General features: G+C 66.6%; 15 protein-coding genes. 13 read left to right on the top strand and 2 right to left on the bottom strand.

Features of this window, described 5'->3' with window-relative positions; genetic code table 11:
- Nucleotides 1–5 precede the first annotated feature (5 nt).
- The 9 genes from ACFSC3_RS17755 (at nucleotide 6) to ACFSC3_RS17715 (ending at nucleotide 6,370) form a co-directional block, all read left to right on the top strand.
- Nucleotides 6–2,054, top strand: a complete 2,049-nt coding sequence (locus tag ACFSC3_RS17755; RefSeq protein ID WP_037447387.1) for a ParB/RepB/Spo0J family partition protein — start codon at nucleotides 6–8, stop codon at nucleotides 2,052–2,054.
- Between the two features lie 125 nt (nucleotides 2,055–2,179).
- The gene (locus tag ACFSC3_RS17750) at nucleotides 2,180–3,118 is read left to right on the top strand and encodes an ArdC family protein (RefSeq protein WP_062126480.1); all 939 of its coding nucleotides are present in this window, start codon (nucleotides 2,180–2,182) and stop codon (nucleotides 3,116–3,118) included.
- Nucleotides 3,119–3,133: 15 nt separating this feature from the next.
- On the top strand, nucleotides 3,134–3,625 hold the full coding sequence (locus ACFSC3_RS17745) for a hypothetical protein (RefSeq protein ID WP_016510938.1): 492 nt from the start codon (nucleotides 3,134–3,136) through the stop codon (nucleotides 3,623–3,625).
- A 40-nt stretch (nucleotides 3,626–3,665) separates the two neighbouring features.
- Complete coding sequence (locus ACFSC3_RS17740) at nucleotides 3,666–3,980, top strand: DUF7673 family protein (protein ID WP_010408907.1); 315 nt, start codon at nucleotides 3,666–3,668, stop codon at nucleotides 3,978–3,980.
- A gap of 84 nt (nucleotides 3,981–4,064) precedes the next feature.
- Nucleotides 4,065–4,256 (top strand): hypothetical protein, encoded by a 192-nt coding sequence (locus ACFSC3_RS17735; protein ID WP_024310640.1) that lies wholly within the window; start codon nucleotides 4,065–4,067, stop codon nucleotides 4,254–4,256.
- 51 nt (nucleotides 4,257–4,307) lie between these two features.
- Nucleotides 4,308–4,952, top strand: a complete 645-nt coding sequence (locus tag ACFSC3_RS17730; RefSeq protein ID WP_010408914.1) for a hypothetical protein — start codon at nucleotides 4,308–4,310, stop codon at nucleotides 4,950–4,952.
- 37 nt (nucleotides 4,953–4,989) lie between these two features.
- On the top strand, nucleotides 4,990–5,613 hold the full coding sequence (locus tag ACFSC3_RS17725; protein WP_010408917.1) for a DUF6927 domain-containing protein: 624 nt from the start codon (nucleotides 4,990–4,992) through the stop codon (nucleotides 5,611–5,613).
- Nucleotides 5,610–5,855: a hypothetical protein gene (locus ACFSC3_RS17720; protein WP_079247040.1), complete on the top strand. Its 246-nt coding sequence runs from the start codon at nucleotides 5,610–5,612 to the stop codon at nucleotides 5,853–5,855. Before ACFSC3_RS17725 ends, ACFSC3_RS17720 begins: the two co-directional genes overlap by 4 nt.
- Complete coding sequence (locus ACFSC3_RS17715; RefSeq protein WP_037447358.1) at nucleotides 5,852–6,370, top strand: thermonuclease family protein; 519 nt, start codon at nucleotides 5,852–5,854, stop codon at nucleotides 6,368–6,370. Before ACFSC3_RS17720 ends, ACFSC3_RS17715 begins: the two co-directional genes overlap by 4 nt.
- Nucleotides 6,371–6,433: 63 nt before the next feature.
- On the opposite strand, the gene ACFSC3_RS17710 is transcribed toward ACFSC3_RS17715, so the two are convergent.
- Nucleotides 6,434–6,958: a hypothetical protein gene (locus ACFSC3_RS17710; protein WP_016510268.1), complete on the bottom strand. Its 525-nt coding sequence runs from the start codon at nucleotides 6,956–6,958 to the stop codon at nucleotides 6,434–6,436.
- Nucleotides 6,959–7,033: 75 nt separating this feature from the next.
- Between ACFSC3_RS17710 and ACFSC3_RS17705 the strand changes: the two genes are divergently transcribed.
- Together ACFSC3_RS17705 and ACFSC3_RS17700 are read left to right on the top strand one after the other, a co-directional pair.
- Nucleotides 7,034–8,341, top strand: coding sequence for a hypothetical protein (locus ACFSC3_RS17705; RefSeq protein ID WP_062126483.1), 1,308 nt, complete (start codon nucleotides 7,034–7,036; stop codon nucleotides 8,339–8,341).
- A 43-nt stretch (nucleotides 8,342–8,384) separates the two neighbouring features.
- Nucleotides 8,385–8,822, top strand: coding sequence for an HNH endonuclease family protein (locus ACFSC3_RS17700; protein ID WP_062126486.1), 438 nt, complete (start codon nucleotides 8,385–8,387; stop codon nucleotides 8,820–8,822).
- Here the strand turns inward: ACFSC3_RS17700 and ACFSC3_RS17695 are convergent.
- Complete coding sequence (locus tag ACFSC3_RS17695) at nucleotides 8,794–8,976, bottom strand: CsbD family protein (RefSeq protein ID WP_016510257.1); 183 nt, start codon at nucleotides 8,974–8,976, stop codon at nucleotides 8,794–8,796. The genes ACFSC3_RS17700 and ACFSC3_RS17695 overlap by 29 nt on opposite strands.
- Nucleotides 8,977–9,149: 173 nt before the next feature.
- On the opposite strand from ACFSC3_RS17695, the gene ACFSC3_RS17690 reads away from it, so the two are divergent.
- Nucleotides 9,150–9,818, top strand: coding sequence for a DUF7007 domain-containing protein (locus ACFSC3_RS17690; RefSeq protein ID WP_035386547.1), 669 nt, complete (start codon nucleotides 9,150–9,152; stop codon nucleotides 9,816–9,818).
- A 13-nt stretch (nucleotides 9,819–9,831) separates the two neighbouring features.
- Nucleotides 9,832–10,386, top strand: a complete 555-nt coding sequence (locus ACFSC3_RS17685; protein ID WP_062126489.1) for a hypothetical protein — start codon at nucleotides 9,832–9,834, stop codon at nucleotides 10,384–10,386.
- Nucleotides 10,387–10,396 lie beyond the last annotated feature (10 nt).

The raw sequence follows: 10,396 nt of genomic DNA, 5'->3' as shown, positions 1-10,396 counted from the left end.
GATAGATGACCCAGACCGTCAAACTCGCGAAGCTGAAGCGTTCCGAGAAGAACGTGCGCACCACCCCGCCCAAGAATATCGAGGCGATGGCCGCCAGCATCCGCGCTCGCGGCATCATGCAGAACCTGCTGGTGACCGCCGCCCGCCCGAAGGGCATGTTCGAGATAATCGCCGGCGATCGCCGCTATCTCGGTGCGATGATGCTGGCCGAAGCCGGCGAGATCGTTGCCGCCGACTATGACGTGCCGGTCAAGATCATCACCGGCGACGAGGCGGACCTGCGCGAGGTGTCGCTGACCGAGAATTTCCAGCGCGAGCAGATGACCGTCGCCGAGGAATGCGTCGCGTTCCAGCACTTCCTCAAGACCGACGGTGACGTCGACGCGGTCGCCAAACGGTTTGGCCAGACCCGCCGCTTCATCGAGGGACGGCTGCGCCTCGCCGATCTTGCCGAACCGATCTTCGAAGCCCTGGCCGCGGGCAAGATCTCCTACGAGATGGCCAAGGCCTACGGCTCGACGGCCGACAAGGCCAAGCAGGAGCGCGTGTTCGAGCAGTATGGTCACTCGTCCTACGTCAACGCCGACCAGATCCGTCGCGCGATCGCCAACGACACGATGAAGGCGACGGATCCGATCGCGATCCTGGTCGGTGCCGATGCCTATGTCGCCGCGGGCGGCCGCATCGAGCGCGAACTGTTCAGCGAGGACGGTGACCGCTGGACCGACCCGGAACTCGCGCAGACGCTCGCTGCCTCGCTGATGGAGGCCGAGGCCAAGCGGCTCGGCGAGGAACTGGGCGTCGCATGGGTGCGCCCCGTCGCCACGACCAGCCTCTACGGCATCACGTCCGACCTCCACCGCGTGACGCTGCCGGCAGCGCCGCTGACGGACGAGGAACAGACGCGCTGCGACAAGATCGAGGAGCGCGTGCAGGTCATCGAGAGCGATATGGAGGACGAGGGTATCGATGACGACACCTATGCCGCGCTCGATGCGGAATCGGATCGGCTGCGCGAGGAATATCAGGCGATCCACGACAAGGCGCCCGAGCTGACCGACGAGGTCAAGGGCCAGGTCGGCGTCTTCCTGACGCTCGGCCGCGACGGCAAGATGACGCTCGACACGACCTATTACAGCGAAACGCCGATCCGCCTGCCCGGGGACGATCGGCCGCTGCCGTCGTCGCCGTCGTCGCGTCGCACCGCCGACCTGCCGCCCGAGGCGGTCGCTCCTGGCGGCAAGCCGCTCAGCGCGCGGCTCCATGACGAACTGGCGGTCCAGCGCCGCGACATCCTCGCCGCCTCGATCCTCGGCGATCCGGGGCTCGCGCTCGACTATATGCTGTTCTGCCTCGCCGACCCCAGCCACGGCTACGGCCGCTACGGGACGACGGTTCGGGCAGGGCGTCCGCAGGACCCGCAGATGCCCAAGGATCAGCCCGCCACGCAGGCGCAGGTCGCGATCGCCGAAGCCCGCGAGGGTCTCGACACGTCGTGGACGGAAGGGTCGAACCCGGTCGAGCGGTTCGAGGCGTTCCGCGCGCTCAGCGACGACGCCAAGGCGGCCTGGCTCGCGGTCGTGGTGGCGACCTCGCTCGAGGCCAAGCCCGATTACAGCTCGGTCACCACCAACCCGCTCCATGCGCGGCTCGCCTCGATCCTCGAGATCGAACCCGCCAAATGGTGGCGCCCTACCTCGGCGAACTTCTTCGACCGCGTGTCGAAGGGTACGCTGCTGGCGCTGCTCACCAACGTCGGGGGCGCGCCGCTCGCGGCCCGCTACATGGCCTCGAAGAAGGGCGAGATCTCGACCAGCTGCGAGAAGCTGTTCGCCGGCGAAGCGATCACCGAGGCGGAGACCAAGGACGCGGCGCTGGCCTGGGTGCCCGACGCGATGCGGTTCGATCTCGTGTCGGTCGCCGGTGCCGACGAGGCAATCGACGACGAGCCCGGCGATGAGGGCTTCGACGACGACGACTACGGCGACACCGATGATCTCGGTGCCGACGATGCCGGGATCGACAGCGACGAGGCGCTGATCGCGGCCGAATAGCCCCCCGATACCCCCGGCCCGTTCGTCTCCCGGGCACACCTTGGCGGCTGTCCCTCACCGGGGCGGCCGCCTTCTTTTTACCCGCGGACCGTCACGCGTGGCCCGCGCATCGAGGGAGCTTTCCCATGACCTTTCACCGCAAATCGACTGCGCCACGCCGCGATGTCGCGGCCGAGATCACCAACCTCATAATCGCCAAGCTTGAAGCCGGCGTCCTGCCCTGGTCGCGCCCCTGGGGACTGACCGGGGCAGGGGGGCGACCGCTGCGGCATTGCGGCACGCCCTACACCGGCATCAACGCGCTCTATCTCTGGGCGATCGGCGACGCCCAGGGGTTCTCTGGCCGCAACTGGATGACCTACCGACAGGCGACCGAGTTGGGCGGACAGGTACGGCGCGGCGAGCATGGCGCGCACAGCGTCTATTATTCGACCTTCTCGAAAACCGAGGCGGACCGCGTCACCGGCGAGGCGGCGACGAAGAATATCCGGTTCCTGCGCTCGTACACGGTGTTCAACGTCGATCAGATCGACGGTCTCCCGGCGTATTATTATCCGGTGCCCGCACCGCCCGAACCGCGCATCGAGAGCCGGCACCGCGCCGCGATCGATGCCTTCTTCGGAGGCCTGCCGGCGACCGTGCGGCATGGCGGCGATCAGGCATTCTATTCGCCGATCGGCGACTATATCCAGCTGCCGCAGCGCGGGGCATTCCGCTCGGACGATCATTACGCCAGCACGCTCGCCCACGAATATGTCCATTATTCGGGTGCGCCGCAGCGTTTGAACCGCGAGTTCGGCAAGAAGTTCGGCGACAACGCCTATGCGTTCGAGGAGCTGGTCGCCTGCATCGGCCAGTGCCTGGTCTGCGCCGACCTCAATCTGCCCGGCGAGCTGCACGACAACCACGCCAGCTACGTCGATCATTGGCTGAAGATCCTGAAGGGCGATTCAAGCGCGATCATCAAGGCCGCGGCGAAAGCCGAGCAGGCGGTGACCTGGCTCCATAACGCCGCCGCGGGTGGCGCGCCCGGGATCGACCAACCCGAAGCCCTCGCAGCATGACCTGGAGATCGCACCATGCACATCGAATTGCGCAAGCTGAAGGTGGTCGACGCTTTGTCCGAGGAAACGACCTGCTACTCGGCCGAGATCTGGATCGATGGGCAGCGCGCCTTCCTCGCCTCGAACCGCGGTCATGGCGCCGCGGACGATTACCATGCCGTCGGCAGCGTCACCGAACAGGCGGTCGATGCCTGGCTCGCCGCCAACCGGCCCGTCTCGCGGCTCGGCGACAGCGTCATGCCGCACTGCCTCGAATTCGAGGTGGCGGCGCTCATCACCCGGATCGAGGAGGCGAAGCGGCTGCGCCGGCAATGCCGGACGAAGCTGGTGACGATCGAGGGCGACCAGGTGTTCTGCTATCGGCTCAAGGGCAGGACACCCGCCATCGTGTTCGCCGGCGTGCAACGCCTCACCCCGTCGGCGCGCATGGTCAACGGCGATGACGCCGCGCTCGACGAGGCGGTCGCCGTGATGATCGCCCAGGCCGGGAAGCACGCCCCATCCTGATCGCATGACAGCTTCCACCCGATAGGACAGGATACGCACCATGCAACCGCAACGCCGCCCCCTCATCCGCGCACTCGCCTTCGACGAGGTCGGCGCCGCGATCGGCCGCCTCGTGGATGTCGCCTCGTCCGATACCGGGCAGGCCGCGCGCGTCGCGGACTTCCTGCTGGCGTGGTGGAATGGTGACGACAACGGCCACTTCCCCATCCTCCACCTCAGCAACTGCGACGCGATCATTTCCGAGGACATGCTAATTGTCATGGCCTGGCTCGCGCAGGAGCCTGCGATCTATCCCGATGCGTGGGGCTATCGTGACGCAATGGTCGACCTTGTCGGCCGATGGAGGCTGCGATGAGCGCACGGCCGTTACAACCATTATGGGCCTGCTTTCGTTTGCCCCGAACGCAATCATGGCGGCAGACCGTAGTGGGAGACTGGCATGAGCGATAATATACGGCTCGCGCTAATGCGGCAGGCGCTCGCGCTTTATGACGCGACCGACGACGGAGCGACCGTTGCCGCCTGTCATCTGCAGGCCGCGGTCGATGCGGAGCAGGGTCTGCGGCCTATGCAACCGGGCGAGGACATCGATCCTGAAATACCGGAGCAATTACGTAACTGGTTATCGTGAAGGGGAGGGGGAGCGAATTTCTGAGCGCGTGAGGCGCTCGGGAGATCGCTCATGCCCTACGATGTCGCCTTCCGCCACCAGCAGGCGCTCGACCCGAGCGCGCTGGTCACGATTGGAGCAAGCCTTCACGCCATCACCCGCGCGATCGACGACTGCCGCAACGCCGGCATCGCCTTCGAGACCGATCCCGCGGTCATCCTGCTCGCCCGCCATCTCGCAAGCGTCACCGCGCGGCAGTCCGAAGACGCGCTCCTCAAGCGGCGCTGCATGGACCGTATCGCCGAGCTGCGACAGCACCCGGCGCTGCTGACGCTCGCGGTGCGCGGCGTCGCGCACGATGCGGCCGCCAAGGATCGCTTCCACAGCGACGGACGCAAGGCGCTGCGCCGGCTCGCCGAAACGCTGGGGCTCGACCCCGCGCACTACGACCTTCGCTCGAACCGCAGCCACGCCTCCCGGTCCGGCGAGATCACCCTCCACGGCGAGGAGCTGTGGATGCAGCTATCGCTCCACGGCACCATGGCCGACCGCGAGGTCATCTACCGCCGCGTCAGCGGTCGTCACGATCACCTCGGGGAGCGCGACTGCTACGCCTCGATCCGCGACCTGCTCGCGCCCGAGCGGTTCGCCGTGCGGCTGCGCAAGGAATTGCGGCTCACACCGCCGGTCGCCGAGCCGGTCAGCCTGTTCGGCTGATCGATCACCCGTCCACACACGCGAAAGGACCGCCATCATGGGCTGGCTAAGCATGCCGCTGTCGTCGATGTTCCCGCACACAGGCCCCAAAGCCTATCTCGACGCGCAATTCACCTACGACAACCGCGATGCCGACGGGAAGGGCAAGGCGCTGCGCGTCATCGCCTCTTCCTGCCTGCGCAACAAGGTCTGGTACGCGGCCGTGGTGCCGTCGACCGACGGCACCGACGAACCCGCCTTCGCGGCCGTCTGCCTGGTCAGCTGGAATCCGCGGGCCAAGGACGGATTCGTGTTCGCCTACAAGGATATGACCGAACACGCCGGGCCTTGCGAGGCCGAATGCCCCGAGCGCATCCTCTCGCTGCTCGGCGATACCGACGATCCCGGTGCGCTCGACTGGCGCCGACGCTGCCTCGAGCGGCTCGCGACCCCGGTACGCCCGCTCGAACACGGCATGCACATCCGCTTGCCGAGCAAGGTCACCTTCGTTGACGGCTATGAGGGAGACGAGTTCATCGTCCACAAGCGCGGCCGCAAGATCTCGCTCGCGATCCCCGGCAACAGCTACCCGAAATATCGGATCGGTAACCTTCGCAAATGGGCGTGGACACTCGTGCCGCCCAAGCCCGAAACTCGCGTCCACAAGACGGTGTTCGGTTGATCGCCGACATCCCCCACGTCAGGATCATCGCCATGTCCGCCCCGTATCCGCCCGTCACACCCAGCCCGAAGCGGTCGCAGCTCTGCAGCCGAGCCCATGCCCAGCGCGTCGCCATGCGGATGTTCGATGCCGGCGCACGCCAGGTCTCGATCGTGCGCACCGGCGATCCGCTGCAACCCTTCCGCGTCCTCCCGGTCATCGTCGACGGGCCGAACGTCGAAGTCGAATTGCGCTACGCATGAGGGGCGCCCTGCTCCTCGGCATCGCCGCGCTCGCCGCCTGCGGGGCAGGGGAACCCCAAGGCCGCGACGGGGCGACGATCACCGGCGAGGGGCGGGCGATCGACGGCGACACGGTCTCGGTCGATTTCCGCCTGTCGGGGGCCGACGCCTTCGAGCGCAAGCAGATGTGCTCGAAGGACGGTGCCTGCTATCCGTGCGGCAAGTTCGCGCAGGATTCCGCCTCGCGTATCCTCAAGAGCAGTGTCGCCACGATCCGCATGACCGGCGCGAGCAGCTACGGCCGTCCGATCGCCATCGTCACGGTCGACGGCTACGACCTGGGCGAGCAACTGATCCTGCAGGGTCTGGCGGTGCCGGCGACGCAATATCTGCGCGGCGATCCGCAGCGCGCCGCGCGCTATGTCGCTGCGGCCGAACAGGCGCGATCAGCGGGCCGCGGCGCCTATGCGGGAGAATTCATCGATCCGGCGCGCTGGCGGCGCGGGGAACGGCTCGCGTGCGAGGCGCGTTACTGATATCCCCCCCTGGAAGAGGCGGTCCGGCATGCTCCCTTGCCGAACCGCCTTTTCTTTTTGTCGTCAGCCCTTGAGCTTCGGACCGGGGCCACGATCGTCGGAATCGTAATCGGGTCCCGGGTCATGCGACCAGGACGCGCCGATCGCGAACGCGGGGTCGAAGCGGCCCAACGGACCATCCGGCTCGGCCGCGACATACGGATTGACCAGCGGCTTCACCGGCAGCTTGTTGCGATAGATGTGCCCGGCGATGCGACCGCGCGCCTCCAGCAGCTTCTCCAGCCAGACGAGATCGTCGAGCATGGTCACGACGCCCTTGCCGGCGACGCAATAATAGAGGCACCGCTGGAAATCGTCGCACGCGGTGCTGAGGATCGTGGTCAGCTTGACCTTGCCCTCGTTCTCGCCCTCGTGGATCCATTCGAGCGATTCCCGCAACTCGCGCGCCGAGAGATACGCATCCTCCGGATTGCTGCCGATGCACGCCCCCGCGAGCATGCGCCGGGTAACGCGAATATCCAGATCGACCGACAATTCGGTGAGCACCGCATCGAGGTCGAACTCTCCGATAAATTCCGAACGCTTCATGGCCAGCTCCTTTGTTCATTGAACGTAACGTGAACAAAGGCGACAAGGCAAGCATTATGGAGTAGCTTCACCACCATGTGGCTCGTCCCACGCGATACCCGGGGTCTTACCCTGCGCTCGCCCGTACCCGACGTGGTGCGCGAGGCGCTGGTGCGCTGGTACACAGGCGAAGGCGAGGACAGCGATCACCGCGCCTCGGTCATCATGGTGGTCAAGGCACGCGATCATCACCAGTGGATAGCCTGCGACTGCCTGGGGGAGGGGACGGACCCGCCGCTACTCTCGCCGGCCTATCTCTCCGAAGCCGAAACCTATTACCTGCGCCGGCTCACCAGCATCCGCCAGCGTCGCCCCGAACATGACGTCGACTGCCCGTTCTTCCGGGAGCAGGCGCCGCCCCGCATCCGCGAGAAGGCGACCACCACCCCGCGCACGATCAACGAGCCCGACGGGCTGTTCTCGGCGCACCGGCTCGCCCCCGAGAAGCTGGCGCAGCTCCCTGATGACAGCGAACCCGACGATCGCACCCGCGGCGTCGCGATCCCGCGCCTCGCGCGCCTGCTGTGGCAGTTGATGGAAATGGCGCAGGTCAACGTCGTCGAACCACTCGAGGTCGGCGAGCCGCGCACGACATCGATGGCGAGCGAGTTCGCGGCGATGCGCGCCGCGGCCGAGCGGGTCCAGATCGCACCGGGCATCCCGCTCGCGCGCCATCTCTACACCCATATCGACCCCTATGAACGCGGCGTCGTGTTCGCGAAACTGCGCGAGGCGGCGAAGAAATGGCCGAGCGAGCACGCCCCGCAGGCCTTCCTCCTCCTGTATGCGATCGACGTCTCCGGCTCGACCATCACGCTTGCCGAAGGGCGCGAGCTGATCGTCAAGAACCGCATCCGCCACATCGGCGTCCACCAGCGCCACATCGGACCGCCGTATCTGGTCCTGGCCGTCGTCGGCGAGCACAACCCGCGCGAGGGCTATGCGTGCCTGCGCGCCTATGCGCAGCCGATCGCGCGCCCCGCCAATTTCGTCGCGATCCACAATCTCGCCGAACGCAAGACGATCGTCGGCCTGCTCGATCTCCAGTACCGGCTTCGCCGGCGCGGCATCGGCGTCGGGTTCAAGCGGCTCCTGTTCGATATCGCGACGTCGATCGGCGAGATGCGTCCAGACCTCCTTCTCGACCTGCGTGATTTCACCACCGGCGAGGTGATCGAGGCGGCGCTCGAGGTCGTCACCGGCGACGACGCCGATGCGCTCGGGCTGAAGCTGCGCCAGGTCGAGAAACTTCGCGAGATCGCCCCCGTCGTGACGATCCATGCCGAGGATCTCGAAGGCGACAGTCTCGAAACCGCCGTGCTTGACCAGCTGCACATCGGATGACGTCGTTGGCAGGAATTTAATCCAGGGCCACCATTCTCGCATCATGGCATCGACCACCCAAGCCAGAAACCAGCGGCGGATCCTGCGCTGGGCGCAGTCGTCGCTGTGCGCCGGATGCGGGATGCCCCTGCCGAGCCCGCGGCGCCTCGCCCGCCATCATCCCGATTACCCGACGTTCGACCATGTCACGCTGCGCAGCGCGGGTGGACGGCGATCGCTGTCGAACGGCCTGCTGAAGCATCTGCGCTGCAATCAGGCGCGCGGCGCGAGGCCGTCCACGGGGTGCGATGCGATCTGGATGACCGTGGTCGCGGCACGGCTAGCCGAGCGCCCGCGCAGCCTCAAGTCGATCTTCAAAGGTGGCGCTCGAAATCCCGGATTCCCGGCGCGCAAGGAAAAGGCCGCCCCGGTTGCCCGAAGCGGCCCGATCGTGTCATCGAAGGTCGGGGGGGTCAGATATCGTCGCCGAGCGCGCCCTTGACCGATCCCTTGACGTCCTGACCGGCGCCCTTGACCTTCTGCGCCTTGCCCTCGGCTTCGAGACTGGCGTTATCGGTCGCCTTGCCGATGCTTTCCTTGACGTTGCCGGCCAGCTTGTTGCCTGCCGCCTTCAGCTTGTCGGTTGCTTCACCCATGATCGATCTCCTGTCGTGAAATATCAGGACTGAGAACACTTTGCGCGTGAGCGCGATCCGTGCGGCCAGTCACGGCTGCACCATGAACGACCCTGCCTGCCGCCATCATCCCGGTCTGCCGAGGGGGAGGAGAGAGAGAGGGAATCTGTCGAATCCATTGAGGGAGACGACAGATGACCCGGTTCCAGCCCAGCCCACGCCCTGAGACGACACCCTGGGACGCACCCGACCGCGCTGACCAGGTCCTGCCCGGCATCTGGCGCGTATCGACACCCAGTCATGGCGGATATGTCCTGTCGGACGAACGCCAGGCCGCGATGCCCGAGGCGCTGCGCCGCGACGATCCTTACTATGAGGAAGACGTCGATTACGCGCTGGTGCTCTACGCCTTCGGCAGCGAGTTTCGCCGCCTGCCCATTCCGGGCATCGCCCTGCAGGTCGAGAACGCGCGCCGTTCGGTGCGCTGCTGGCATCCCGACCGCTGGACCGCGCTGACCGGCGAGGAAGTGTCGATCCACGACAGCCACGTCGTCCGCCGCCGCGCCGCCTATCAGGTGATCATCGGCCAGTACGAGAGCGTCTCGGCGTCGGGTTCCTGGGCGGACTGGGTGCCCGAGGGCAAGGTCGGCTGCGTCTTCCGCCGTGTCGTCAGCGTCGATGCGCTCGGCTTCGCGCGCCACGAGGGCGCGCCGATCCACGGTCTCGTCGACAAGGACCGTTACGAACGCCGCCAGATGCCCGAGACGTTCGAGAGCCTCGACGCGGTCCGCGTCGAAAGCACCGCCCCGATCTCCAAACAGGTCGACGCGAGCGCGCTCGCGCACCTCCTCCCCAGCGCCTGAAAGGACCGCCACGATGAGCGTCTATCTCTATCTGTTCCACGGCCGCGCCACGCCCGACGAGGACGTCGAAGACTGGGGCTGCGAAGGCCCCGCGATCGGACCGCTCGACTATGTCCACACCACCTATGGCAGCGAGGTGAAGATCCGCGGCGCGAAGGCGGTCCTGGAAAAGTTCTTCCCGAATTCGGAAATTCATTTCCACGACGGCTACGGCGAACACGCCATTCAGCTCGCCGGCGACTGCTTGCCCTACGACGGCAAATTCTACGGTGACTGGTCGATCTGCACCGGGGATCGCTTGTGCTCGCCTGCCGCCTCCCGGGTCAAGCCGGTGTGCGACGACTGCGGCAGCGACAACGTCACCAAGGACGCCGTCGCGGCCTGGGATGAGCCCGAACAGGCCTGGGTGCTGCTCAGCACCTACGATTCCACCACCTGCCAGGACTGCGAGCGCGAAAGCGACGACATGCTCGAATGGCGGACGCTCGATGGTGCGCCCGCTCCCGATCCCGACGCTCCCGCCATCCCAGCCAACGATCCGGCGCCCCCTGATGCCGACGCCGCCTGACCCGGAGGAC

Origin of the sequence: Sphingomonas floccifaciens (assembly GCF_042681125.1) — a bacterium.
Classification (GTDB): domain Bacteria; phylum Pseudomonadota; class Alphaproteobacteria; order Sphingomonadales; family Sphingomonadaceae; genus Sphingomonas; species Sphingomonas floccifaciens.
Note: the sequence above shows the minus strand (reverse complement) of the source record. Positions and strands in the feature narration are given on the sequence as shown.

Coding starts and splice junctions, on each gene's coding strand:
- ACFSC3_RS17695 (WP_016510257.1), bottom strand. CDS start 8,976: ATGGGTGAAGCAACCGACAAGCTGAAGGCGGCAGGCAACAAGCTGGCC.
- ACFSC3_RS17710 (WP_016510268.1), bottom strand. CDS start 6,958: ATGAAGCGTTCGGAATTTATCGGAGAGTTCGACCTCGATGCGGTGCTC.
- ACFSC3_RS17755 (WP_037447387.1), top strand. CDS start 6: ATGACCCAGACCGTCAAACTCGCGAAGCTGAAGCGTTCCGAGAAGAAC.
- ACFSC3_RS17715 (WP_037447358.1), top strand. CDS start 5,852: ATGAGGGGCGCCCTGCTCCTCGGCATCGCCGCGCTCGCCGCCTGCGGG.
- ACFSC3_RS17740 (WP_010408907.1), top strand. CDS start 3,666: ATGCAACCGCAACGCCGCCCCCTCATCCGCGCACTCGCCTTCGACGAG.
- ACFSC3_RS17685 (WP_062126489.1), top strand. CDS start 9,832: ATGAGCGTCTATCTCTATCTGTTCCACGGCCGCGCCACGCCCGACGAG.
- ACFSC3_RS17735 (WP_024310640.1), top strand. CDS start 4,065: ATGAGCGATAATATACGGCTCGCGCTAATGCGGCAGGCGCTCGCGCTT.
- ACFSC3_RS17725 (WP_010408917.1), top strand. CDS start 4,990: ATGGGCTGGCTAAGCATGCCGCTGTCGTCGATGTTCCCGCACACAGGC.
- ACFSC3_RS17700 (WP_062126486.1), top strand. CDS start 8,385: ATGGCATCGACCACCCAAGCCAGAAACCAGCGGCGGATCCTGCGCTGG.
- ACFSC3_RS17730 (WP_010408914.1), top strand. CDS start 4,308: ATGCCCTACGATGTCGCCTTCCGCCACCAGCAGGCGCTCGACCCGAGC.
- ACFSC3_RS17705 (WP_062126483.1), top strand. CDS start 7,034: ATGTGGCTCGTCCCACGCGATACCCGGGGTCTTACCCTGCGCTCGCCC.
- ACFSC3_RS17745 (WP_016510938.1), top strand. CDS start 3,134: ATGCACATCGAATTGCGCAAGCTGAAGGTGGTCGACGCTTTGTCCGAG.
- ACFSC3_RS17690 (WP_035386547.1), top strand. CDS start 9,150: ATGACCCGGTTCCAGCCCAGCCCACGCCCTGAGACGACACCCTGGGAC.
- ACFSC3_RS17750 (WP_062126480.1), top strand. CDS start 2,180: ATGACCTTTCACCGCAAATCGACTGCGCCACGCCGCGATGTCGCGGCC.